This window comes from Yoonia sp., assembly GCF_017854415.1.
In the GTDB taxonomy this organism is placed as follows: Bacteria; Pseudomonadota; Alphaproteobacteria; order Rhodobacterales; family Rhodobacteraceae; genus Yoonia.
Genome location: NZ_JAFMHR010000023.1, coordinates 4,012 through 26,507 on the forward strand (window position 1 = coordinate 4,012; position 22,496 = coordinate 26,507).

The 22,496-nt window shown below is 55.3% G+C and carries 24 protein-coding genes; 8 read left to right on the top strand and 16 right to left on the bottom strand.

What is annotated here, in order from left to right; genetic code table 11:
• From QZ197_RS04470 to QZ197_RS04505, 8 genes are all read right to left on the bottom strand, one after another.
• On the bottom strand, positions 1 to 1,010 hold a 1,010-nt coding region (locus tag QZ197_RS04470), incomplete at its 3' end, for an amidohydrolase family protein (RefSeq protein WP_296430489.1).
• Between the two features lie 60 nt (positions 1,011 to 1,070).
• On the bottom strand, positions 1,071 to 1,382 hold the full coding sequence (gene mnhG, locus QZ197_RS04475) for a monovalent cation/H(+) antiporter subunit G (protein ID WP_296430492.1): 312 nt from the start codon (positions 1,380 to 1,382) through the stop codon (positions 1,071 to 1,073).
• Positions 1,379 to 1,678 (bottom strand): monovalent cation/H+ antiporter complex subunit F, encoded by a 300-nt coding sequence (locus QZ197_RS04480; protein WP_296430495.1) that lies wholly within the window; start codon positions 1,676 to 1,678, stop codon positions 1,379 to 1,381. Before QZ197_RS04480 ends, mnhG begins: the two co-directional genes overlap by 4 nt.
• Positions 1,678 to 2,154: a Na+/H+ antiporter subunit E gene (locus QZ197_RS04485; RefSeq protein WP_296430496.1), complete on the bottom strand. Its 477-nt coding sequence runs from the start codon at positions 2,152 to 2,154 to the stop codon at positions 1,678 to 1,680. The genes QZ197_RS04480 and QZ197_RS04485 overlap by 1 nt, the downstream gene beginning before the upstream one ends.
• Positions 2,151 to 3,644: a Na+/H+ antiporter subunit D gene (locus QZ197_RS04490; RefSeq protein WP_296430499.1), complete on the bottom strand. Its 1,494-nt coding sequence runs from the start codon at positions 3,642 to 3,644 to the stop codon at positions 2,151 to 2,153. Before QZ197_RS04490 ends, QZ197_RS04485 begins: the two co-directional genes overlap by 4 nt.
• 5 nt (positions 3,645 to 3,649) lie before the next feature.
• On the bottom strand, positions 3,650 to 4,006 hold the full coding sequence (locus QZ197_RS04495; RefSeq protein WP_296430501.1) for a Na+/H+ antiporter subunit C: 357 nt from the start codon (positions 4,004 to 4,006) through the stop codon (positions 3,650 to 3,652).
• The gene (locus QZ197_RS04500; RefSeq protein WP_296430503.1) at positions 4,006 to 4,425 is read right to left on the bottom strand and encodes a Na+/H+ antiporter subunit B; all 420 of its coding nucleotides are present in this window, start codon (positions 4,423 to 4,425) and stop codon (positions 4,006 to 4,008) included. The genes QZ197_RS04495 and QZ197_RS04500 overlap by 1 nt, the downstream gene beginning before the upstream one ends.
• Entirely contained in the window at positions 4,422 to 6,680 is a 2,259-nt protein-coding gene (locus QZ197_RS04505) for a putative monovalent cation/H+ antiporter subunit A (RefSeq protein ID WP_296430505.1), read from the bottom strand. Before QZ197_RS04505 ends, QZ197_RS04500 begins: the two co-directional genes overlap by 4 nt.
• Before the next feature lie 257 nt (positions 6,681 to 6,937).
• On the opposite strand from QZ197_RS04505, the gene QZ197_RS04510 reads away from it, so the two are divergent.
• Positions 6,938 to 7,876, top strand: coding sequence for a hydrogen peroxide-inducible genes activator (locus tag QZ197_RS04510; protein WP_296430507.1), 939 nt, complete (start codon positions 6,938 to 6,940; stop codon positions 7,874 to 7,876).
• Between the two features lie 54 nt (positions 7,877 to 7,930).
• Here the strand turns inward: QZ197_RS04510 and QZ197_RS04515 are convergent, their stop codons facing one another.
• Positions 7,931 to 8,500, bottom strand: a complete 570-nt coding sequence (locus tag QZ197_RS04515; RefSeq protein ID WP_296430509.1) for a DUF882 domain-containing protein — start codon at positions 8,498 to 8,500, stop codon at positions 7,931 to 7,933.
• A 346-nt stretch (positions 8,501 to 8,846) separates the two neighbouring features.
• Between QZ197_RS04515 and QZ197_RS04520 the strand changes: the two genes are divergently transcribed.
• Genes QZ197_RS04520 through QZ197_RS04535 form a run of 4 tightly spaced genes read left to right on the top strand, consistent with a single transcriptional unit; the run spans position 8,847 to position 13,087 of the window.
• Positions 8,847 to 10,460 (top strand): L,D-transpeptidase family protein, encoded by a 1,614-nt coding sequence (locus QZ197_RS04520; protein ID WP_296430510.1) that lies wholly within the window; start codon positions 8,847 to 8,849, stop codon positions 10,458 to 10,460.
• Between the two features lie 32 nt (positions 10,461 to 10,492).
• Positions 10,493 to 11,557, top strand: coding sequence for a UDP-3-O-(3-hydroxymyristoyl)glucosamine N-acyltransferase (lpxD, locus tag QZ197_RS04525; protein WP_296430512.1), 1,065 nt, complete (start codon positions 10,493 to 10,495; stop codon positions 11,555 to 11,557).
• A 60-nt stretch (positions 11,558 to 11,617) separates the two neighbouring features.
• Complete coding sequence (locus QZ197_RS04530) at positions 11,618 to 11,878, top strand: acyl carrier protein (protein ID WP_296430515.1); 261 nt, start codon at positions 11,618 to 11,620, stop codon at positions 11,876 to 11,878.
• Positions 11,879 to 13,087: a beta-ketoacyl-[acyl-carrier-protein] synthase family protein gene (locus QZ197_RS04535; RefSeq protein ID WP_296430517.1), complete on the top strand. Its 1,209-nt coding sequence runs from the start codon at positions 11,879 to 11,881 to the stop codon at positions 13,085 to 13,087.
• A gap of 6 nt (positions 13,088 to 13,093) precedes the next feature.
• On the opposite strand, the gene QZ197_RS04540 is transcribed toward QZ197_RS04535, so the two are convergent.
• Positions 13,094 to 13,672, bottom strand: coding sequence for an invasion associated locus B family protein (locus QZ197_RS04540; protein ID WP_296430519.1), 579 nt, complete (start codon positions 13,670 to 13,672; stop codon positions 13,094 to 13,096).
• Positions 13,673 to 14,075: 403 nt separating this feature from the next.
• Here QZ197_RS04540 and QZ197_RS04545 point away from each other — a divergent pair, with 403 nt between their 5' ends.
• The gene (locus QZ197_RS04545) at positions 14,076 to 15,608 is read left to right on the top strand and encodes a helicase HerA-like domain-containing protein (RefSeq protein WP_296430521.1); all 1,533 of its coding nucleotides are present in this window, start codon (positions 14,076 to 14,078) and stop codon (positions 15,606 to 15,608) included.
• On the opposite strand, the gene QZ197_RS04550 is transcribed toward QZ197_RS04545, so the two are convergent.
• From QZ197_RS04550 to QZ197_RS04565, 4 genes are all read right to left on the bottom strand, one after another.
• A complete protein-coding gene (locus QZ197_RS04550) occupies positions 15,605 to 16,906 on the bottom strand; it encodes an HlyC/CorC family transporter (protein ID WP_296430523.1) in 1,302 nt (433 codons plus the stop codon). The genes QZ197_RS04545 and QZ197_RS04550 overlap by 4 nt on opposite strands.
• Before the next feature lie 52 nt (positions 16,907 to 16,958).
• Entirely contained in the window at positions 16,959 to 17,900 is a 942-nt protein-coding gene (locus QZ197_RS04555) for a site-specific tyrosine recombinase XerD (protein WP_296430526.1), read from the bottom strand.
• The gene (locus tag QZ197_RS04560) at positions 17,897 to 19,300 is read right to left on the bottom strand and encodes a hypothetical protein (protein WP_296430528.1); all 1,404 of its coding nucleotides are present in this window, start codon (positions 19,298 to 19,300) and stop codon (positions 17,897 to 17,899) included. Before QZ197_RS04560 ends, QZ197_RS04555 begins: the two co-directional genes overlap by 4 nt.
• A gap of 109 nt (positions 19,301 to 19,409) precedes the next feature.
• Positions 19,410 to 19,562, bottom strand: coding sequence for a hypothetical protein (locus QZ197_RS04565; protein ID WP_296430531.1), 153 nt, complete (start codon positions 19,560 to 19,562; stop codon positions 19,410 to 19,412).
• A 126-nt stretch (positions 19,563 to 19,688) separates the two neighbouring features.
• Between QZ197_RS04565 and QZ197_RS04570 the strand changes: the two genes are divergently transcribed.
• Entirely contained in the window at positions 19,689 to 20,273 is a 585-nt protein-coding gene (locus QZ197_RS04570) for a shikimate kinase (protein WP_296430534.1), read from the top strand.
• Positions 20,274 to 21,383: a 3-dehydroquinate synthase gene (gene aroB / locus QZ197_RS04575; RefSeq protein ID WP_296430537.1), complete on the top strand. Its 1,110-nt coding sequence runs from the start codon at positions 20,274 to 20,276 to the stop codon at positions 21,381 to 21,383. It abuts the gene before it with no gap.
• Between the two features lie 3 nt (positions 21,384 to 21,386).
• On the opposite strand, the gene QZ197_RS04580 is transcribed toward aroB, so the two are convergent.
• Together QZ197_RS04580 and ssb are read right to left on the bottom strand one after the other, a co-directional pair.
• The gene (locus tag QZ197_RS04580; RefSeq protein WP_296430539.1) at positions 21,387 to 21,707 is read right to left on the bottom strand and encodes a hypothetical protein; all 321 of its coding nucleotides are present in this window, start codon (positions 21,705 to 21,707) and stop codon (positions 21,387 to 21,389) included.
• Positions 21,708 to 21,710: 3 nt separating this feature from the next.
• Complete coding sequence (gene ssb / locus QZ197_RS04585) at positions 21,711 to 22,223, bottom strand: single-stranded DNA-binding protein (RefSeq protein WP_296430540.1); 513 nt, start codon at positions 22,221 to 22,223, stop codon at positions 21,711 to 21,713.
• Positions 22,224 to 22,496 lie beyond the last annotated feature (273 nt).

A 22,496-nucleotide genomic window follows, 5' to 3' on the forward strand; every position in this document is an offset into this window, starting at 1 on the left:
AATCCGGCGTCCGGTCCGTTCGACAGTTTTCCGCTTGCGTCAAATCTGTAAGGCGCATGATCGGATGAGACGATTTGCAGGTCACCTGCATCAAGCGCCTCCCATAATGCGTCTTGATCGGCAGCAAGGCGCTGGGGCGGTGAACACATCCATTTGCCGCCCTCAAGCCCGGGTTGGCGCAAAATATCTTCGGTCATGAACAGGTAATGCGGGCAGGTTTCGGCCCAAACCGGTGCGCCGCGCGCACGGGCCGCGCGCACTGCTGCGGCCCCTTGGGATGTTGAAATATGGAACAACATGACAGGCTGGCCTAGGTATTCAGCAAAGCGGCAGATGCGTTCGACCGCCTCGATCTCGGCCATTCGGGGATGCGATGCGGCATGGTAATGCGGCGCCGTCTTGCCTGCGGCGATCAGCGCGGCTTTTGCATCGCTTAGAATAGCATCAGTTTCGGCATGCACACAGACCAAGGCACCCTGCGCGCGGGCAATCTTCATTGTGGCGATGATCTGTGCGTCGGTCAGTTGGATATTATACGTGGTGAATACTTTGATCGACCGGTTGCCTGCCGCGATAAGCTGCGCCAAATCGGTATTAAAATCCGCGACATCTGTGTCCGTCACCGTCATATGAAATGCATAGTCGATCATCGCGCCGCGGGCTGCGCGCGCGCTGTAATCTGCAACGGTATCGGCTAAACGCGCGCCCTTTGCCTGCGCCGCAAATGAAATCACGCTTGTTGTCCCGCCAAGTGCTGCAGACCGGGTCGCGGTCTCAAACGTGTCGGCGTTCATCACGCCCATGCCGGACATCTGTTCGATATGGGCATGCGGGTCGATCCCACCTGGCATCACCCATTTTCCGCGCGCATCAATCGACTTTGCAGCAGGCCCCAGATCCGTGCCAATCTTGGCAATCATTGATCCGGTAACTGCGACATCGCCCGATACCACACCATCCGGCGTGACAATCTGGCCACCAGTGATCACAAGGTCAAATGAGGCGGTCATTGCGCGGGCTCCTTGGTTTTGTTAGGCTATGTTGCCTTCACCCGCCACCTATGCGCAAGCCTATTGGCTGTTGTCTTTGATGATATCTTTCTTGGACTGCAAATCGCGTACCGACGCACGCCCGATCATATGTGCACCAATAGGCGAGGTCAGCATCAAGAACAGAATGATCGCGATAACACGGACCGTGATTTCGGTCTCTTGTAGGTAGATCGCACCACCAATCAAGATCAGGCTACTGCCCAAAATACCGGCCTTGGTCGAGGCATGCATCCGCGTCAAAACATCCGGCAGACGCAATACGCCAATGGCCGCAATCAACGCGAAAAAACTGCCCAAAAGCAAAAACACCGAGATGATGATATTGATCATTGCGGGTCTCCTTTTTGGCGCGCTTCGCGACGCTCTGCAAAGCGGGCCAGTGCCACTGTCGCCAAGAACCCGACAAGCGCCAACACAAGCGCCACATCAAGTAGCGCATAGACACCTGTTGCCACGGCCGCAACACCGCAGACTGCGATGATCGTCACAGTCATCATATCAAGGGCAACGACACGGTCAGCGAGTGTCGGGCCAAGGGCCAATCTGACAAAGGCGATTGCCAGTGATAGCATCACCATCACGAAGGTCGCATAGACCGAGAGGTCCAGAAATTCAGCAGATGTCATTATTCAAATACCTCTTTGACCATACGCTCCATCCCTGATTTCAGGCTCGCGATCACGGCCTCTGGGTCATCGGCAAACATTGCGTGCACAATCAGAGTTTTGCGGTCCGGGGTCACATCCAAGCTTAGGGTGCCGGGGGTGAGCGAGATCAGGTTGGTCACCAGCAAAATCTCGATGTCTGATTTCACGTCCAATGGCATTTCAAGGATCGCAGGGTTGCTGCGGTCCGTTGGCGTCAGCACGTCATAGGCGACGCGGACGCTGGACATGGTCAGATCGTACAAGAAGAACAGGATCAGCCGGACAATGCGGTAGGCGCGCAGGTAGTAGGTGTTCGGCCCACCGAAAAGTGGCTGGGTCACCCAAAGTGCTGCAAACCCGACCAGAAAGCCCGTGACGAGTTGCGTTAGCGTAAAGCTGCCCCAAAGTGCGGCCCAGATAATCGCCAGAAAGAGGTTCAATAGAAACGGGTTCATGATGCATCCCCCAAAACTGCGGTGATATAGGCGCTTGGGTCCAGCAATTGTGCCGCTGTCCGTTCGGCAAATTGAACAAAAGGTTCCGGGTTCAGGCCGATAATAACCGTCATGATCGCCAAACCCGCAATCGGCAAAAGCAGTGCCGTCTTGTTCTGGAGCGTTTTGAGTTCGGGTTCGATCCCGTCCGGATGGGGCTTCCAAAACGCCTCTGCCCAGATTTTAGTCATCGAATAAATCGTCATAAGGCCAACGGCCAGCGCGATAAATGCGACAAACCACATCTGGATGTCCAGGGTTGCTTTGACGATGATGTATTTGGCCCAAAAACCAGACAGCGGTGGAAAGCCAGCCAGCGAAAACGCAGGGATCAGGAACAAGATAGCAAGGAACGGGGCCGATTTATAAAGCCCGCCAATCTTATAGACCTCGGTGCTGCCGGTCAGCTTGTGTGCGACACCAGCGATCAAGAACAGGTTAGCTTTTACGATGATGTGGTGGACTAGATAAAAGACCGCGCCAACCAGCGCCAGCGGCGTCATGAGCGCCAAACCAAGGATCATGTAGCCAATTTGGCTAATGATATGGAACGATAGAATTTTGCGAAAATCTGATTGTGCGGCGGCACCCAGAACACCAATCACCATAGTGAAACAAGCGACCCAGAGCAGGATCGTGTGCGTGAAACTGACGTCATGATCAAAGACCATCGTAAACATGCGGATCAACGCATAGACGCCGACTTTGGTCAGCAAGCCTGCAAAGATCGCCGACACTGCAAAGCTCGGGGTGTGATAAGCGGCAGGGAGCCAGAAAAATAGCGGGAACACAGCCGCTTTGACGCCAAATGCGACCATGAACATCATAGCGACCACGGTAAGCAGCCCTTGGTTTTCGACGTCTTCGACCTTTAGCGCTAGGTCGGCAAAGTTAAGCGTGCCAGTCATGCCGTAAAGCAGGCCGATGCCCGTCAAGAACAGGATCGTCGAGATCAGGTTCAAGGCCACGTATTTCACGCCGCCGTCGATCTGCTCTTTGCCACCGTTCAGGATCAAAAGGCCGAATGACGCGATCAACATCACTTCGAACCAGACGTAGAGGTTGAACAAATCACCGGTCAGGAATGCGCCGGTCACACCAGCCAACAGCATCTGGAACAAGGCATGATAGCCCAGCTTTTCTTGGCGTTCCGTTATGTCACCCAAAGCATAGATCGCGACTGCAAAACCAGTGATTGCAGTGATCAAAACCATAACCGCCGAGAGTAAGTCAGCGACCAGCGTAATGCCGAAAGGTGCAGGCCAATTGCCCATCTGTCCAGCTAGAACGCCAGCATCAAGCACCACCGACATCAGCGCAAGAGAGGCGAGCAGTCCCAAACCGGAGCCGATAATAGACACCCAACGCCCAAGCGCGGAATGGCGTAGCAGAAACGCGGTAATCGCCGCGATAAACGGGATAATCAGGGGGAGGGAAAGATACCAGCTCATTGTAATTATTGTTCTTTTGGTTCAGCGACGCGCATTTCGTCGGTATTCAGGGTGCCAAGCGATTGATAGGCGCGAAAGGCAAGGATTAAGGCAAAGGCAAACAGGCCAAAGCCGATCACGATAGCCGTCAGAACCAGCGCTTGGGGCAGGGCGTTTGCGACGACGTCGATAGGTGCGTCAACGCCATCTGGCACGATCGATGGCGCGCCGGGGGTCAAGCGACCCGCTACGAAAATTGTCAGGTTCGCCGCATTGGACAATAGGATCAATCCAAACAGGAACCGCAACAAATTGCGCGCCAACATCAGATAGACAGATGCCGCGACCAAAACGCCGATGAGCAGGGATAAGAGCTGTTCCATTATACGGCCTCTTCCAGTGAAAAGGTGATCGATAGGACCGCGCCCAAAACCACAAGGTAAACGCCAATATCAAAGATCAGCACTGATGAAAGCGGCAAGCCTTTGCTGTCTTCGGTTGCGCCGATGAACAGCCATTGGCCAGTAAAAAACGCATCGCCCCAAAAGACCGCCATGACACCGGCAAACAACGCAATGCCAAGACCCGCGCCCGCAATGCTGCCGGGATCAAATCGCAGCGCTTTGCGCGCGTCTTGGGTGCCGCAGGCAATGGCATAAACCACAAATCCGGTCGCCGCGATCAAACCACCGATAAAGCCACCACCGGGCGCGTTGTGTCCACGCAGCAGCATGTAGGCCGAAAAGACCAGCAGCAGCACGGCCTGCAACCGCGCGCCTGCAATCAAGATGACAGAGTTCATGGCTTGTCCTCCTCGGGCTTGCTTTTGAGCAATGCAAAGATGCTGATGGCCGCGATCAGCACTACCGCGATTTCACCAAATGTATCCAAAGCGCGGAAATCCACGAGGATCACGTTAACGATGTTTTGACCGAACGCTTCGGGCCAGCTGGCAGTTTCAAAAAATGTGGTCAATTCGCGGTCAATAGGGCCGGCGGTGACTTTCATCACGATAATTGTGGTCACGACACCAAAGCCAAGTGCGATCAGCGCGTCCAGAGGCCGCGCACCCAGACGTTCTTTGTCCAGTTCCGGCAACTTCAATGCAGCTGCAGCAAACAAGACCACCACAAGCGTCTCGACTAGCAGCTGGGTGATAGCCACGTCAGGCGCGCTAAACAGGATAAAGATCATCGCCATACCGATGCCCACAACGCCAAGGCCTGCAATCGCCGTAATGCGTGAATTGGTCACAACAGTCAGCCCCGCGCCCAGCAACACCAGCAAGAAAACCAGCCAGTCCCAAAGCTCGATATCTGGCCATCCGACCGATGGAATGCCCGTTGTGCGGATGAACAAGGTTGCACCCATCGCGACCAAAGCTGTGGCGAATGTCACGAACATGTACTGGCGCAAAACGCCTGTCTGGATCATGCGGGTCAGCGCCTTTGACCCACTGGCGATGCCCGCCATGAGCGTGTCCCAACCATTGTCGAAACTTGGGGCCGCGGTCGTCATGCGGATCAGTGCGGTGCGAATCTGGATCTTGTAGTAGTATAGTGTGAAGCCAAGCATAAATGTCGCAATGCTCAGGAAGAGAGGCAAATTCACGCCTGCCCATAGCTTAAGCTCTTTGGCCGGTTCGGCATTACCAATGATCGCGGCGACAGTGGGGTTCACCAGGGAATTGGCCAGAACATCAGGGAAAATGCCAAAGAATGCGCCCATGCTCGCCAGAACGACGGGACCAACCAGCATTGGCCAAGGGGCCTCTTTTACACCAGCAATCGGGGTGCCTGATTTGCTCCAGAAGGGGCGGAAGGACACGATACCTGCGATCGCAACCATCAACGCGCTGGCAATCAAGAAAGCGCCCGCAACAATGATTGGTTCCGATGCGACAGCGATCGCGCCTGCGTATTTCAATTCCTTGCCAATAAATCCAAGGAAGGGCGGGAAACCTGCCATTGAAAGGGCCGCAATACCGGCTGCAATTGCAGTAATCGGCATAGCCTTGCCCATGCCGAAAAGTTTGTCGGCGTCGCGGGTTCCGGTTTGCGCATCCATAATGCCGACGACAAGGAACAGCGCCGCCTTATACAATGAATGCACAATCAAAAATGTAGCCGCAGCAGTGATCGTGTAACCACTTTCATTACCAAGCAGGAGGGTCAGCGCGCCTAGCGCCATTAAGGTCGTGTAGGCCAAAGCCAGTTTCAAATCAGTTTGCCGCAACGCCATTATCGACGCGAAAACCATTGTCACCGCGCCTGCAATCGTCAACGTCCAAAGCCACACATCCGTACCACTAAGCGATGGGTGCGTGCGTGCCAGAAGGTAAATGCCCGCTTTGACCATCGTGGCAGAGTGTAGATAGGCACTAACGGGGGTCGGGGCTGCCATCGCGTTTGGCAGCCAGAAGTGAAACGGCATCTGCGCTGATTTGGTGAAGGCCCCTGCAAGAACCAACATCAGGATCGGCAAGTACATGACACTTTGGGTCAGTACACCCGGCATTTGATTGATCTGGGACATCTCGAATGTGCCAGCCGTCGTGCCGATCAAGATGATCCCTGCAAGCAAGGCCAAGCCGCCAACGCCTGTCATCATCAAGGCTTGTAGGGCTGAACGCCGCGCCTTGAGAGTATCGTGATTGAACCCGATCAACAGGTATGATGTGATCGTAGTAAGTTCCCAAAAAACGAACAAGATCAGTAAGTTATCGGATAAAACGAGGCCAATCATTGACAGCATAAAGCTTGTCAAGAATAGCGAAAATCGCGCTTGGTGCACATGTCCAGCTAGATAGCGGGCTGAATAAAGCATGACCAGTGCGCCAATCCCCGTGATCAACAATGCAAACGTCAGGCTTAGGCCATCAATATAAAAACTGAAATTGACGCCCAGGCTTGGCACCCATTCCCAAAGGAAACGCAGCGTGTCACCTGCCGCGATCACAGGAATCATTTGGGCAAACCAGACAAAAAGACTGCCTGCAATGGCGACAGGGATCAAGCCAGCGGGCGTGATCCAGCGGGTGGGCGTTGAAGTATCCAATTTGGTATTCCGGTCAGATAGTTATTGCGCGCGTTGCGCACAGTTTACGCAGTAAGTCGCAGATGCCAAGCAAAGCCGGTTGGCCAAATCATAATCGTCCTGCGCAGGTTTGATCGACTTCATTTCATCCCCCCGCGGCAGGCCTTGCCGCTTGATCTATTCACTTTTCGGCTCAGGTTAGATGTAGCAGCACTATTCATGTAGTGAATACAATTGAACTGTATTATTTGATAGGAAAAACCTATCAATAGGGCACCATGAAAAACCTACCTAGCCTGCGACAACTTCGTTATCTCGTCGCACTTTCCGAAGCCCGCCACTTTCGCAAGGCCGCAGAGGCAATGGGGATCAGCCAACCTTCGTTGAGCCTTCAGATTAGCAACCTTGAAGCTCTGTTAGGTGTTCTGCTGGTGGAGCGCGGGCGCGGTCCCGTCACTTTAACACCGGAAGGGCGCGAGGTTCTGACGCGTGCGGCGCGTATCGTGGACGATGTGCACGGGATTATCGATTTGACCGGGGCGCTTAGAACCGGCTTGGCGGGGACAATCCGGTTGGGGACGACGCCAACGATTGGACCTTACCTGATGCCTTTCGTCGTGGAACGGTTGCATGCGCGCTATCCGGACCTGCGGCTTTACATCCGCGAAGTGGTCCCCCGTGACCTACGCGGAGAACTGTTGATGGGTCGATTAGACGTCATCCTGACACAACTGCCGGAAGGTGGCGCTGATCTGACGACCCGCCGTTTGTTCCGCGAACCTTTGCTTCTGGCTGTGCCCGACGATCACCCGCTGGCTGCGCGCGATGACGTAACAGAAGCTGACTTGGCTGATCTGAACGTCCTATCTTTGGGTCCGGATTATGCCTTGCATGCGCAAATAGCAGCATTGTGCCATCAGCACGGGGCAATGATTGCGCGCGACTATGAAGGCACCAGCCTTGATGCGATCCGGCAAATGGTCGGCATGGGCATGGGCGTAGCGTTTCTGCCGCGTTTGTATGCGCGATCGGAAATCGACAGCCGCTCTAGTAATGTGGTGGTTAAGCCATTTCGGCGCAGTACGGTCATGCGGTCGATTGGTATGGTATGGCGCAGTGCCGCTAGTCCGGTCATGTTCGATCGGCTTTCTGATGTGGTAAAAGAGGCCGCACGACAGCATCTGCAATCTGGCAAGTCGCCTGTCATTCTAGACTAAGACATTGTGATACAAAAAAGGCGCCCGCTGGGGCGCCTTGTCGCAGAACTGTGTTTAGCCGCGCCAGCTGCGGATTGGTCCGCAGTCCATATGCACAAAGTTTGACCGACTATACCGCCCGACGCCACCCGCGCGACATGCCAATGCGGCTTGCGACATTTGCGATGTGCTGCGCGAAGTCAAACGTAGATCGGCGGCTTGACCTTGCATGTGTAGTGAATTGCGCGCCACGCCACGGTTCGACCCACTTAGCATCTGGTTTGTGCGCGGAGACCGGTAGCCGGACAGCAGCAGATAAGGTTCTGTGGTATCCATCAAATTCAATGCAGCGGACATGATATCAATCGTGCGCAAGTCCATCTGGACCGCTTCGCCAGTGCGCCAGTCGCGCATGTGCATGTTAATTTCGCGCACCGCTTCGCCGATGTATTCGCCATCAATCCAATAAATTGTATTCAATCGCTCGCCGGTACGACCAGAGTGCATTGCGATTCGGCGGATATCGCCCGCGCCGCGCAGAAACCCTGCCGCACTAGAGTAGGTGGGTGTCGCTGCAACCGCAGTTGCCGCAAAAGCACCTAATAATCCGCGCCGGGTGATCCCAGAGGAGGTCTTTTTATCCATGTTCTTAGCGCCTGTCCCGTCGCTCGACTGATACCGCTTTACAGCGATTTGATTGCCATCATCTCCCCAGATGTTGGCCGTGTATGGCATATTTTGATTCGTTGACCAAGACCTGTTTGGACTTTTTTCATTAACAAGTGGGAAACTGGCGAGAATCTGCGCACTACGGCTACTGCGTCTAATGTGTCACAGGTGCAAAGCGGGCAACTGCGCAACACTTCTAAAATGCGCGTCAACCTCGCGGTTTTGTCAATAGACACAGCTTCGGGTAAAGATATGCATGCTCACTACTACATAACGACATCGCATCTGCGGTGAAATGCAATCGACAAAGGGATCTAAACTGATGTCTGCTTATCTCGTACAAGCGCGGCTGTTGGCGCAAAAAGTTGCTATACTCTTAGTGATGGCCCTCATGGTTTTCGCGGTTCCCCCGCAAGCCCAAGCGCAAGACACTGCATTCCGGCAAGCTGTCGCTCAGGCTGCAAACGGTGACCGTGATCTGTTGGCCTTTTACAGTGAACGCAATTTTGAAGGTATCTGGAGCGGATCAAACGATCGCGCCCGCCGTGGCGCATTGAAAGCGGCCTTTGACGCAGCTGCTGATCACGGATTGCCAGCAAACCGCTATGATGCAAATGATCTAATTGCGCGCTTGCAAGCGGCATCAACCCCGCAAGAGCAGGGCCGTCTAGAGGTTGCGATAAGCCGCCAGTTCCTTGATTACGCACGCGATATCCAAACCGGCATTATTGTACCGTCGCGTATCGACGAGGCGATCCAACGGCGTGTACCACTGCGGTCTCCCGTCAGTACGTTGCGCGCGTTTGCACAATCAAGCCCTGCAGCGTTCATGCGTGCTTTGCCGCCCGGCGCACCAGAATACGCCCGTCTGATGGGTGAAAAGGCCCGGATGGAGCGTTTGCTGGCAGATGGCGGTTGGGGCCCAACGGTCCCTGGAGGCAAGCTTGAACGCGGTGATAGCAGTCCTGCAGTTGTCGTATTGCGCAACCGCCTGCAGGCGATGGGCTATTTGTCACGCTCTACGACACAGACCTATGACGACACGATTGTGAATGCAGTACAGCAGTTCCAGTTGGCCCATGGGCTGGCCACGGATGGTACCGCAGGGACCGGCACTTTGGCCGAGATTAACACTTCGCCAGAGAGGCGTTTGCAAGCAATCATCGTGGCAATGGAGCGTGAACGCTGGATCAACCGCCCCCGCGGAGAGCGACACGTTTGGGTCAACCTGACTGATTTCACTGCAAAAATCATCGACAACGGTGTCGAGACTTTTTCGACCCGCTCCGTCATCGGCGCACGTGACCGCGAGCGTGTTACGCCGGAGTTTTCTGACGTCATGGAGTTTATGGTCATCAACCCAAGCTGGTATGTGCCACGCTCTATCATCACCAAGGAATTCTTGCCGCAGCTCCAAAACAACCGCAATGCAGTGAACAACTTGATTATGACGGATAGCAGTGGGCGTGTGGTTGATCGCAACGCAGTAGATTTTAGCAGCTTTACCGAAGAGACATTCCCGTTTTCCATGCGCGAGCCGCCAAATCAGGGTAATGCCTTGGGTTTGGTGAAGTTCATGTTCCCGAACCGGTACAATATTTACCTTCATGACACACCGTCCAAAAGCTTGTTCGGGCGTGAAACCCGCGCTTATAGCCATGGGTGTGTCCGCTTGGCTGATCCGTTTGATTTTGCCTATGCTCTGCTATCGAAGCAGGTAAGCAACCCGCAAGAAGTGTTCCAGACCCACTTGCGTTCCGGTGTAGAACGCCGCGTCGATCTTGCGGATCCTGTTCCGGTGCATTTGGTCTACCGCACCGCTTATACACAAGCCGAAGGGCGGATGCAGTACCGACGCGATGTGTATGGACGGGATGGACGCATCTGGAATGCGCTGGCACGCGAAGGGGTGGTTCTTCGGGCCGTTCGCGGCTAAATCTGTCCTTGGGATTTTAACCCGAGGGTAAGATGGCACATTCAATCAAAGAAATCGCAGCAGCACTGGGGGCGCAAGCCTTTGGTGCTGTTGATCTTTTGGTGCACGGCGCGTCGGAACCTGCGACAGCAAGCACGACTGATTTGGCATTGGCGATGTCGCCGGCATATGGCGATGCGTTAGCGCAAGGTGCGGCGCAGGCGGCGGTGGTTTGGCCGGGTGCGGACTGGCAGGCTTTGGGCCTAAAAGCAGCTATTATCGCGCCACGCGCAAGGCTAGCTATGGCAGGATTGACGCAAATGCTGGATCAGCCGTTGCCCGCAGATGGTATCAGCGCGCACGCGGCGATTGATCCAGCGGCAAAGATTGGGCGTGATGTGCGGGTTGGGGCCTTTACGGTGATTGGCCCAGATGCGGTGATCGGCGACAACAGTTGGATTGGCGATCATGTGAGCATCGCAACTGGTGTCACAATCGGACCTGCTTGCCAAATTCATGCGGGGGTACGGTTACAACGTGGCACCCGCATCGGAGCGCGCGTGATCATTCAGCCCAATGTTGTCATCGGCGGCGACGGGTTTTCGTTCGTAACAGCAGAGCCGTCAAATGTGGAACTTGCGCGTGACACGTTAGGCGAGGGGGCCATGACCGCCCCAGCTGACCCACGCTGGCACCGGATACATTCCCTAGGCGGCGTGGTCATCGGGGATGATGTCGAAATTGGCGCGAATTCTTGTGTTGATGCAGGGACAGTCCGTGCGACCCAAGTCGGAAACGGTACGAAGATCGATAGCCTTGTCCAAGTTGGGCACAATGTCATCGTGGGCCAGCATTGTCTGCTTTGTGCGCAAGCAGGTGTGGCCGGATCAACCGTTGTTGGCGACCGTGTCGTGGTTGGCGGCAAGGCGGGCTTGGCGGACAATCTTAAAATCGGCGATGATGTGGTTTTGGGGGGCGGCAGCATTGTGCTGTCAAACGTACCTGCGGGACGGGTCATGATGGGCTATCCCGCCACAAAAATGCAGACGCATATCGAAGGCTACAAAGCGCTGCGTCGATTGCCGCGCACGCTGCGTGATTTGGCAAAGCGGTCATAGACCGTTCCCAAACCCACCAAGACACACTACATGCATCTGCAAGCAGCTAGGCAGTTCAAAATGAGTATCAAAGACCAGGTAATCGCAATCATTGCGGATCAGGCGATGTTGGAGCCTTCCGACATCAAAATGGACAACACGCTAGAGGATATCGGGATCGATAGCCTTGGCTTGGTAGAAAGCATCTTTGCCATCGAGGAAAGCTTTGACATCACAGTGCCGTTCAACGCTAACAACCCCACCGAAAGCGAATTTGATATCTCTTCAGTTGCGGCAATTGTTGCGGCTGTGGAAAAGCTAAAGGCGGCGCAGGCAAGCTAGATGAACCGTGTCGTGATCACCGGGGCTGGGACGATTAACCCTTTGGGCGCAGACGTCGCCACCACGATGGAAGCTATGCGCGAAGGGCGGTGCGGCATTGGTCCACTTGATATTCCCGACGTGGACCGACTGGCTATTCAGATTGGCGGGCAAGTCAAAAACTATGACGAGACAGCACATTTCAATCGTCAACAGATCGCACTGTATGACCGCTTTACGCAATTTACGTTGCTGGCGGCGCGACAAGCAATCGGGCAATCGGGGCTTAGCTTTTCAGGCGAATTAGCGGATAGATCAGGCGTTATTTTTGGCACGTCAGGCGGTGGCTTGAACACCCAGGACGAAAACTATCGCGCGGTCTATGCAGAGGGTAAGAACCGTGTGCACCCGTTTATTGTCCCCAAATTAATGAACAATGCCGCTGCCAGCCATGTGTCGATGGAGTGGAAACTGCGCGGACCGTCGTTCACAGTTGCTACCGCTTGCGCATCGTCAAACCACGCGATGGGACAGGCCTTTAACATGGTGCGCTGCGGAATGGCCAAAGTCATGGTGACTGGCGGATCAGAGGCGATGCTGTGCTTTGGCGGGATCAAAGCATGGGAAGGGCTGCGTGTGATGTCAAAAGACGCTTGTCGCCCGTTTTCAGCGACGCGCAACGGCATGGTGCAAGGCGAAGGCGCTGGGGTCTACGTGTTCGAGGATTATGAACATGCAAAAGCCCGTGGCGCTGACATCCTGTGCGAAGTTGCAGGGTTTGCCATGACATCTGACGCGTCCGATATTGTGATGCCCTCCAAGCAAGGGGCGGCGCGCACGATTGCAGGGGCAATCAATGACGCTGGGCTGAATAAAGAAGACGTCGGTTACATCAACGCGCATGGCACTGGTACTGCGGCCAACGACAAAACCGAATGTGCTGCCGTCGCAGATGTATTCGGGCATCATGCCGATAAGCTGATGATATCATCTACAAAATCAATGCATGGTCATTTGATCGGCGGCACTGGCGCTGTGGAATTGTTGGCCTGCATCATGGCCTTGCGTGACGGTATTATCGCCCCGACGATCGGCTACGAAGAACCTGATCCTGAATGCGCCTTGGACGTCGTACCAAACGTGGCACGCGACGCCGCTGTCAGCGTCGCGCTTTCAAATGCTTTTGCGTTTGGCGGGATGAACGCCGTGCTTGCATTGCGCAAGCACTAACGCTGCTTATTCGGCAATGGCGATGCTGTCGTAGCCTGCCGTGAACCCGGTCAGCGATAACGCTAGAACGACCTCTTGTGTAGGTGCGGCTGCAGGAACGATCCGGACTGTCGCTTGAACGCCCCGTTTAAATTCGTCAATTTCCGCTTGAGTAAATCCGATCCGCGCAACACAGCCTGCGCGGTTACAAAAGTTGAATGGATAGACGCGTGCGTTCTGCCCATCGACGGCTATTGTGATCTGCTGGGTTAGCAGTGTTTCAAGCGGGACGACAAGTGTCGCACCCGCAACGGCCTGAGCGCCGGCGGGTAGTTGAAAAATATTGAACTCTGCGACGGACGCACCTTCGGCGCTGACCAGCAACTGATAAAGGTTGCATGGATCAACTTCGCCTTCGGCTGCTTTGATACAGCGCAAAGCCCAATCACCGAATTCCGCGCTGATATATGTTTCTCCGACTTGCGGACCTGCGGGTTCGCCAAGCGACAAGCCATCATCGGCCGTGGGTGTTGTTTCTTGGGCAAACGCAAAACCTGCCTGTACGACGAATGCAGCAATACTTAGCATTTTCAAAATGTGGCGCATGGGATTTCATCCTTTTGACTTTGGACGCGATCTAGCATGCGCAGGATGGACTGTCAGGGCCAATAATGGAGTGTTTGGCTATCTTCCGCTCACTTTTGCGCGCGTTCAAAAAGAAGAAGGGCCCTTGTAAAAAGGACCCCACTTCATTTTCTCCCTGCCGGACTTTGCCGACTTATTAAGCGCACGCTACGAAAAGCTGTTGAGGCGGTCAACCCACATTTTTGTAGATCGCGCTGATTTCGTCCAACGCAAAGCCCACGAAAAAAACCGTGCCCGAAGGCACGGCAAGTCTAACAGGGAGGTCGTATGACTGCCCTACAAGAGTGCAGGAACAGTGTGCTTTACTCTGGCATGCAATGGTTAAAAATGTATTTTGATCAAAACAGTAAATAAGGACGGGTCCATGTCAGAGAATATCTTTATCGGCGGTGGCGGCGATGGCTACGGCGCGCCCCAATCGCTCTTGCTGGACAAGGCAAACCGTCACGGCTTGATTGCGGGCGCCACAGGTACCGGCAAGACGGTCACCTTGCAGATTTTGGCAGAAGGGTTTTCTGCCGCGGGCGTGCCTGTGTTCTTGTCTGACGTGAAGGGCGATTTATCCGGCCTTGCCGTCAGCGGATCACCCGATTTTAAACTACACGAACCGTTTATGTCGCGCGCTGAAACCATTGGGCTTGATCTGCAATATGACAGCTTTCCGGTCACATTCTGGGATCTATTTGGCGAAAAAGGGCACCCGATCCGTGCGACCGTCGCTGAGATGGGACCGCTGTTGTTGGCGCGACTGATGGATTTAACCGATGTCCAAGAAGGGGTGCTGAACGTTGCATTCCGCGTGGCCGATGAAGAAGGGTTGCCGCTGCTGGATCTTAAAGATCTGCAAGCATTGCTGGTTTGGGTCGGACAAAATGCCAAAGACCTGTCCTTGCGTTACGGCAATGTTGCTGCGTCTTCCGTTGGCGCGATCCAGCGGCAATTGCTGGTTTTGGAAAACCAAGGCGGCAGTGCATTGTTCGGTGAACCCGCACTTGATCTGGCGGATATGATGCGCACCCGCGATGGTATGGGCGAGATCAATATTCTGGCGTCCGATCAACTGATGGGCAGTCCGCGCCTTTATGCGACATTCCTGCTGTGGTTGTTGTCAGAGCTGTTTGAAGAACTGCCCGAGGTCGGCAACCCCGACAAACCAAAGCTGGTGTTCTTTTTCGACGAAGCGCATTTGCTGTTTGATGATGCGCCCAAGGCATTGGTCGACAAAGTGGAGCAAGTCGCGCGTTTGATCCGCTCCAAGGGCGTGGGCGTCTATTTCGTGACGCAAAACCCGGGTGATATCCCCGATGATGTTCTGGGCCAGCTTGGTAACCGCGTGCAGCATGCGCTGCGTGCATTTACGGCCAAAGACCGCAAGGAACTCAAGACTGCGGCGGAAACTTACCGCGATAATCCGTCCTTTGATACCGCCGCCGCCATCCAAGAAGTTGGCACAGGCGAGGCGGTGACATCTTTTCTGGACCGCAAAGGTATCCCGAGTGTTGTTGAGCGCACATTGATCCGTCCCCCGTCGTCTCAATTGGGTCCGATTGATGAAAAGTCTCGTAAGATCATCATGCAGGCCTCTGATATGGCTGGAAAATACGATAAAACGCTGGACCGTGACAGCGCGTTCGAGATGCTAAGGAAACGTGCTGATACCGCAGCCAAAGCCGCAGAAGCGGCAGAGGCTGAAGAAGAGCGTTTGGAAGAAAAGGAACGCGAGTTTAAAGCGGCACGTCGCTATGACGGCGGCAATTCCGGGCGATCAACATCGCGGCGGTCGTCCAGCAACAGCTTTGGTGGCGCACTTGCGTCTGCTGTCGCCAAAGAACTCAAGGGCACGACGGGGCGCCGTCTTGTACGCGGTATCTTGGGTGGTTTGTTCAAAGGGCGTTAAAGCTTGCGGATCTTCAATGACGCAAGCCGGTTTTCCTCTTTGGTCAGGACTTCAAACCGGAACCCGTGGAAAGAAAACACTTGTCCTTCGACGGGGATCATTTGCGCCTCGTGAATGACCAATCCGGCGACGGTGTTTGCTTCGTCGTCGGGCAGGTTCCAGTCGTGCGCACGGTTCAAATCGCGGATAGTCATAACGCCATCGACGATATACGCACCATCTGAGGTGGGCGCGATCTGATCCTCTTCGTGGTCGTCAAACTCATCGGCGATCTCGCCGACGATTTCCTCTAGGATGTCTTCGAGTGTGATCAAACCTTGCAGCGCGCCATATTCATCGACCACCAACGCAAAGTGGGTTTTACGCTTGAGGAAGTTGCGCATTTGATCATCAAGCGTCGTTGTTTCGGGTACAAAATACGGCGGCATCGCGACCTTCATAACGTCAAAAGCAGCCAATCCATGTGCGTCTTCTTCGCCACCGCCAAGCAGCTTGTGCATGGCCCGCAACAAATCTTTGGCATGGATCACGCCGATGATGTTTTCAGGTTCGTCACGGTACAGAGGCAGGCGGGTGCGTGGGCTTTCCAGAATCTGTGCCAGAATGTCTTGGGGCGGCAGGGCCGCATCAACCATTTCTATCCCGGACCGGTGCAGCATGATTTCTTCGACAGTACGTTCGTTCAGATCAAGCGCGCCCAAGATGCGGTCGCGGTCTTCTTTTTCGACAAGCCCTTCGGAGTGGCCAAGTTGCAGCGCACCTGCGATTTCTTCGCGCACGGCCAGAATGTTGCTGTCGGGATCAGTGCGCACGCCAAAGATAAACAACACACCGCGCACGAGATAGCGCACCGCAGCCACAATCGGCGAAAACAGGACAACAATAATCGAAATGGGGCGCGCGACACGGGACGCGACGGTCTCGGGGTATGTGATCGCAAGGGTTTTGGGCAGCACTTCGGCAAAAATCAGGACCAAAAGCGTCATCACCAATGTGGCAACGGCCACACCGTTCTGGCCGAAAAGCTTGGTTAGAACGGCGGTGGCCAGCGATGTGGCAAGGATATTGACGACGTTATTGCCAAGCAAGACCGACCCGATCAGCCGCTCGTTGTCTTCAGTTACAACCAAAGCCTGACCTGCGCCCTTTGATCCCTTGTCGGCTGCTGACCGCAATTTGCCCCGAGAGGCCGCCGTCAGTGCCGTTTCCGAGCCTGAAAAGAAGGCCGAAGCGATAAGAAGTAGAATAATGACGCCGGATGTAATCCAGAATGCGGCGTCGAGGGATGCGGTTTCCATCAGGTGCTTTCAAGCGATATCATGGGTGTTATGTAGGGTCCGGCCGCCAGCTTCAAGGCTTGGCGGATTTTGCCAGCGGATGGTGATCCAAAACCAACGCTTTAAGGCGCTCGTCCAGGACATGGGTATAGATCTCGGTTGTGGCGACATCAGCGTGGCCTAGCATCGTTTGGATAGACCGCAGATCAGCCCCTCCGGCCAGCAAATGCGTCGCAAAAGCATGGCGCAGGGTGTGCGGGGTAACTTTGTCGGGGGATACACCGCCAGCGACGGCGAATTCCTTGATCAACCCAAAGAACCGGTGCCGCGTGAGGTGACCCAGCTTGCCACGCGACGGGAATAGAAATTTCGACGGTGGTTTGCCGTTTGCCCGCGCTGCATCTTCGGTCGCGTCACGCGCCGCAAGATAGGTCGCCAAGGCAAGACGGGCAGGCGGCGATAGTGGCACCAGCCGTTCTTTGCCGCCCTTGCCGCGCACCAACAACATACGCGGATCGCCGCGCGTGGCAGAGACCGGCAGGCTTACTAATTCTGTTACGCGCATCCCTGTGGCGTAGAGCAGTTCCATCAAGCAGCTATTGCGCAATGCTTCTTTTGGCGTGTTGCGGGCGGCGTCCAGCAAGCGGTCAACCTCCGCGATATCGAGGGTTTTCGGAAGGCGCTGGTCGCGTCCTGGCCCTTTGATCTGGATCGCCGGATTGTCGTCACGCCAGCCTTCGTCAAAGGCAAACCGGTACAATTGCTTGATTGCGGACAGGCGGCGCGCGCGGGTTGATTTTGCCAACCCCTCTGCCTCGCATTCGATCAAATAACTCTCGATATGGTCGCGGCTGGTGGTGGCGAAGTGCAATGAATTTTGAGCAAGCCAACCCGCAAAGCCCTGCAAGTCGCGCGCATAAGCCAATTGCGTATTCGTCGCGGCGTCCAGTTCTGCCGCCTGCGCCTCTAGGAACACTTGCACCCAACGGGTCATTGGTTGGGGCGCGTGGGTCATGTGCTGCGGTCCAAAATCAACAACTGAAGTGCGGCGCGGCGTGCAACATCTTCTAGGCCAACAGCACGTAGAACTGCCAAGGCATCCGTGACAGAGCGTAAATCGCCTTCGGCACCGGCATCAAACAGCGCGATTGCACGCAACAGCGCCTCGCCGGTTTTGCCTTGATCCAACAACGATTGAAGCGCTTCTGGTGGTGGGGCGTTGTAAAACACGGCCTGAATGGCGCGTTCGCGCGGTGTGCGCGCCGCGGCCGGCAATCCGCGTGCTATTGCGATCAGGAATGGATCAAAATCGGCACCGGTTTGGGCTGCTTCTATCGCGACGCCTTCATATTCGGGGGACAAAAGCCCCACTTTAAACGCGATGCTTGCCGCATCACCAAACAAGGGCAGGTCTTGCAGCTGATCACCATACAGCTTTGCGAATTGGACTTCGGCCCGCGAAGCCTGCATTGCGGCCCATGCATCGGGTAATGTGGCGGCAACTGCACGTGGATCACGCGCGGTCATTGCGACATCAAAGCGCTGGATTGCCTCGGCGCGGTCCCAAATGCCACCAGACGCGGCAGGGGTGCGTTCGGTATAGTGCTTGAGCAGTACATTCTCAGATACGGCGCCATGACGCGCAAGGCGCTCAGCCGCCTCGAGTTGCGATTTCCACGCGGTCGTAAACCGCAAATCCGCATGCGAAAACGCCAGCGGCAAATTCGCGGTAATCAGCGGTTCGCCAATCGCCTCATGCATCCGGAATGTCAGGGGGCTGACACGCGATGGCGGGGGCAAAGCCGGTTCACCTTCGAACAGTTCGGGGTCAAGGAAACGCATCAATAGTGCCTCTTCTGCTGCACTAATGTCGCCCAAAACACGGTGAACATTCAGTGTCAAAGAGGCGGCGGCCCAGTCGCCATTGCGGGCAAGACAAAAGATGCGCGCAGGGTATGTAGGGGCAATAGACGGTGTTTCGCGCATCGCCTCGCAGGCGTCGTCTTCGGTGCCAGTCAGCAATGCGACATCGAACCACCGGCGAAACAACGGCAGCGTATCAGGGGTTGCCTGTTCGATCATCGATTTGGCGGGTTCAAGCGCGCCAAGGTCGAGCAATTTGTCCACGCGCGCTAGAAAAAGCGCGCCATCGGGGCCAGCACCACGGGGTGGATCGCTCGCGGCTAACATCAAAACCTTCAGGAAATCCTGTAATGCAGGCAATGTATCGATGCGTTCGGCCCGCACCAGATCAACCAGTACGCTTTCTTCACTGGCCGACCAGATATCGCGGGGCAGTCCTGTTATATCTGCCGCCAAAAGGCCTATGGGATCTTTTGAGGGACGGTCCAGTGTCGTGACGGTCACGTCGGGTGTCCGGGCGGTGTTGGTGATCGGGGCTTCCGGCAGTGCCACGGGTTCCACGCTTCGCGACAACCACTCGATCGCGGACAGAGGTTCACCAGAGGTGCTCTGTTGGGCGTTTGCCGCAGCCGCTATGAAACAGATCGCTGCAGCAATTGCGCTAGTTTGTGTCCAGCGTAACAGGTTGGGTTACCTCTTGTGACGGGGCCGCGAAATCGCCCGGGAAAAACAACGGTCCGATATAGGCATAGGCCACCAGACCCACCGCCGCGACGGCGATAAGAAACAAGAGTGCTTTGATCAGTCGCCACATTGTTCGCCCCAATCCGATGTATCTGCTCGTTATATGTGGGTTCTTTCCCACTTATGAAAGGGATTATATATGGCCTTTCGCACAAGATCACGGCATTCATTGAATAAATTTTGTGTTCGGCGCTGAATGGCCGAAAACGAGGGGGTGCACACGATGTCTGACGGGCCACAATACCAGTTAAAACGCACGGTCGTGCTGGTAGGGATGATGGGGTCTGGCAAGACGGCGGTCGGGCGGGCCTTAGCGCAGCAACTTAATGTCCCCTTTGTTGACAGCGATGCGGCCATCGAACAGGCTGCCGCGTCCAGTATCGCGGACATATTCGCCCGCGACGGCGAGGCATTTTTCCGTAAACGCGAAGCAGAAGTGCTGCGCCGCTTGCTTTCTGGTCCGCCCGGCATCGTGTCGACAGGCGGCGGGGCGTTTCTGGCCGAGGCCAATCGCGATGTGATTGAACAAATGGGCATGGCTGTCTGGCTTGATGCCGATCTTGAGATTTTATGGGAACGTGTGCGCCACAAAGACACGCGGCCTTTGCTGCGCACGGCTGACCCCAAGGCCACGCTTGCAAAGCTGTTCAAGGATCGCAATCCGACCTACAGCCTTGCTGGTTTGAAAATTACCGTTGATGCCGGTGCGAGCATTGCGCAAACGACACAGTCGGTCGTCGATACTTTGGCGACACGCCCCGATATTTTGGAGACCTTGTAAATGTCCGCAACCGTTCACGTTGATCTTCCCGGCCGTGCCTATGATATCATGATCGGCCCCGGTACGTTGGGGCAAGCAGGCCACAAGATCGCCGCGATGGGAGGGCGTCGACACGTCTGCATCCTGACGGATAAAAATGTGGCCGCTTTGCATTTGGATGCGCTGCAAGACGTGTTGCGCGACGCAGGGCTGACATCAGAGGCGCTGTTGTTACCTGCTGGCGAAAGCACGAAATGCTGGGCGCAGCTTGAACGGTCGGTTGAATGGCTCTTGTCCCAAAAGGTCGAGCGTGGCGATATCGTTGTGGCCTTTGGCGGTGGTGTAATTGGCGATTTGGCAGGCTTTGCTGCCGCGATCTTGCGGCGCGGCGTGCGTTTCGTGCAGATCCCGACCTCGCTATTGGCGCAGGTCGATAGCTCTGTTGGGGGTAAAACGGGGATCAATTCGCCCAGTGGCAAGAACTTGATCGGGGCATTTCATCAACCGAGCCTTGTTTTAGCCGATACCAATCTTCTGAGCACGCTGACGCCGCGTGATTTTCTAGCGGGTTACGGCGAAGTCGTAAAATATGGCCTACTTGGCGATGCGGCTTTCTTTGACTGGCTCGAGGCCGAAGGGCCTGCATTGGCGCGCGGTGATATGGATGCACGCGTGCGTGCCGTCACGCGGTCATGCCAGATGAAAGCGGATATCGTGCAGCGCGACGAAACAGAGCAGGGCGACCGTGCTTTGTTGAACCTTGGGCATACGTTTTGTCACGCGTTAGAGGCCGCGACTGGATATTCGGATCGATTGTTGCACGGCGAAGGTGTTGCGATTGGATGCGCCTTGGCGTTTGAGCTGTCGGCCCGCATGGGGCTTTGCAGTCAAGAAAGCCCAAGCCGCGTGCGTGCGCACCTGCGCGACATGGGGATGAAGGTCGATATTCGCGACATCACAGGAGATTTGCCGGACGCTGCTGGTTTGCTGGACCTGATGGGGCAAGATAAAAAAGTGCTGGATGGCAAACTGCGGTTTATTCTAGCGCGCGGGATCGGGGACGCGTTTATCACGTCGGACGTGCCTAGCGACACCGTTCTTAAGGTGCTGGATGATGCTTTGAAGGGCTAGCCTTCAGTTCAGGTCACCCGGATCATCAAACAGATTGATCCCATGTCGCTTCGCAAAGTTGAGGAATAGCGGCGCTTCGATCACGAACAGTGTGATGAGCGTGAAGGCGACCCAATTTGTCTGAAAGAAAAGCAAGGTAAAGGTTTGGTGCGATCCCCAAAAAAGGGCACCGACCACGGTTAGGGCGACGACCGTCAACACCGGATCAATCGCCATAATGCGGTTAAGCGTCTTTTTTTGAAGGCTGGGATAGATGCCCAGATACGCCACGCCCGCAATGACCGCGTTCAGGATCAGTATCTGGGCTTCTGGCGAAAATTGCATCGCCTAGAACGGGATTTCGTCATCCATGTCGTTGCCGCCCGACGGTGCGCCGCCGCCACTGCCGCCGCCATAGTTGCCGCCGCCACCACTACCGCCACCGTAAGAGCCGCCACTGCCGCCCCCACCATAAGAGCCGCCGCCGCCGCCGCCGCCAGCATTGTCGCTGCGGCCATCAAGCATTGTCAGGGTGCCGTCGAAACCGTTCAGCACGACTTCGGTTGAATAACGATCCGCGCCAGATTGGTCCTGCCATTTGCGGGTCTGCAATTTGCCTTCGATGTAGACCTTGGAGCCTTTTTTCAAATACTGCTCTGCAATGCGCACGAGGCCTTCTTGGAAGATCGCGACAGTATGCCATTCAGTCTTTTCACGGCGTTCGCCAGTGTTCTTGTCTTTCCACGTCTCTGATGTGGCGATCCGCAAGTTGCAGACTTTGCCGCCATTCTGGAAGCTGCGTACTTCTGGGTCTGCACCCAGATTACCGATAAGAATAACTTTGTTTACTGATCCGGCCATTTGTTGGACCTCCCACGATTCTGATTTGTGCTTTTGTGACAGACACGGGGTGAAGCAACAAGGTTAAGGGACAATGAAAGCGGACAGGATTGGCTGTTGGTCCGAAAGACGCTAAGACTGCACAATGTGAACTTACGAAAAGGCCTGCCAAGTGCTTAAACCGTTCATCATCTGTGCATCCTTGACCGTCGCAAGCGTGATGCCTGCGGCGGCACAAGAGCAGGTATCGACGATGTCGCGGTCGGGATTGTTGCAAAGTCAGACTTCGGTTTT

What these genes read in the sequence shown, in the direction of transcription:
- mnhG (WP_296430492.1), bottom strand. Translation starts at nt 1,382, where the DNA reads ATGATCAATATCATCATCTCGGTGTTTTTGCTTTTGGGCAGTTTTTTC.
- QZ197_RS04480 (WP_296430495.1), bottom strand. Translation starts at nt 1,678, where the DNA reads ATGACATCTGCTGAATTTCTGGACCTCTCGGTCTATGCGACCTTCGTG.
- QZ197_RS04485 (WP_296430496.1), bottom strand. Translation starts at nt 2,154, where the DNA reads ATGAACCCGTTTCTATTGAACCTCTTTCTGGCGATTATCTGGGCCGCA.
- QZ197_RS04490 (WP_296430499.1), bottom strand. Translation starts at nt 3,644, where the DNA reads ATGAGCTGGTATCTTTCCCTCCCCCTGATTATCCCGTTTATCGCGGCG.
- QZ197_RS04495 (WP_296430501.1), bottom strand. Translation starts at nt 4,006, where the DNA reads ATGGAACAGCTCTTATCCCTGCTCATCGGCGTTTTGGTCGCGGCATCT.
- QZ197_RS04500 (WP_296430503.1), bottom strand. Translation starts at nt 4,425, where the DNA reads ATGAACTCTGTCATCTTGATTGCAGGCGCGCGGTTGCAGGCCGTGCTG.
- QZ197_RS04510 (WP_296430507.1), top strand. Translation starts at nt 6,938, where the DNA reads ATGAAAAACCTACCTAGCCTGCGACAACTTCGTTATCTCGTCGCACTT.
- QZ197_RS04515 (WP_296430509.1), bottom strand. Translation starts at nt 8,500, where the DNA reads ATGGATAAAAAGACCTCCTCTGGGATCACCCGGCGCGGATTATTAGGT.
- QZ197_RS04520 (WP_296430510.1), top strand. Translation starts at nt 8,847, where the DNA reads ATGTCTGCTTATCTCGTACAAGCGCGGCTGTTGGCGCAAAAAGTTGCT.
- lpxD (WP_296430512.1), top strand. Translation starts at nt 10,493, where the DNA reads ATGGCACATTCAATCAAAGAAATCGCAGCAGCACTGGGGGCGCAAGCC.
- QZ197_RS04530 (WP_296430515.1), top strand. Translation starts at nt 11,618, where the DNA reads ATGAGTATCAAAGACCAGGTAATCGCAATCATTGCGGATCAGGCGATG.
- QZ197_RS04535 (WP_296430517.1), top strand. Translation starts at nt 11,879, where the DNA reads ATGAACCGTGTCGTGATCACCGGGGCTGGGACGATTAACCCTTTGGGC.
- QZ197_RS04540 (WP_296430519.1), bottom strand. Translation starts at nt 13,672, where the DNA reads ATGCGCCACATTTTGAAAATGCTAAGTATTGCTGCATTCGTCGTACAG.
- QZ197_RS04545 (WP_296430521.1), top strand. Translation starts at nt 14,076, where the DNA reads ATGTCAGAGAATATCTTTATCGGCGGTGGCGGCGATGGCTACGGCGCG.
- QZ197_RS04550 (WP_296430523.1), bottom strand. Translation starts at nt 16,906, where the DNA reads ATGGAAACCGCATCCCTCGACGCCGCATTCTGGATTACATCCGGCGTC.
- QZ197_RS04555 (WP_296430526.1), bottom strand. Translation starts at nt 17,900, where the DNA reads ATGACCCACGCGCCCCAACCAATGACCCGTTGGGTGCAAGTGTTCCTA.
- QZ197_RS04565 (WP_296430531.1), bottom strand. Translation starts at nt 19,562, where the DNA reads ATGTGGCGACTGATCAAAGCACTCTTGTTTCTTATCGCCGTCGCGGCG.
- QZ197_RS04570 (WP_296430534.1), top strand. Translation starts at nt 19,689, where the DNA reads ATGGCCGAAAACGAGGGGGTGCACACGATGTCTGACGGGCCACAATAC.
- aroB (WP_296430537.1), top strand. Translation starts at nt 20,274, where the DNA reads ATGTCCGCAACCGTTCACGTTGATCTTCCCGGCCGTGCCTATGATATC.
- QZ197_RS04580 (WP_296430539.1), bottom strand. Translation starts at nt 21,707, where the DNA reads ATGCAATTTTCGCCAGAAGCCCAGATACTGATCCTGAACGCGGTCATT.
- ssb (WP_296430540.1), bottom strand. Translation starts at nt 22,223, where the DNA reads ATGGCCGGATCAGTAAACAAAGTTATTCTTATCGGTAATCTGGGTGCA.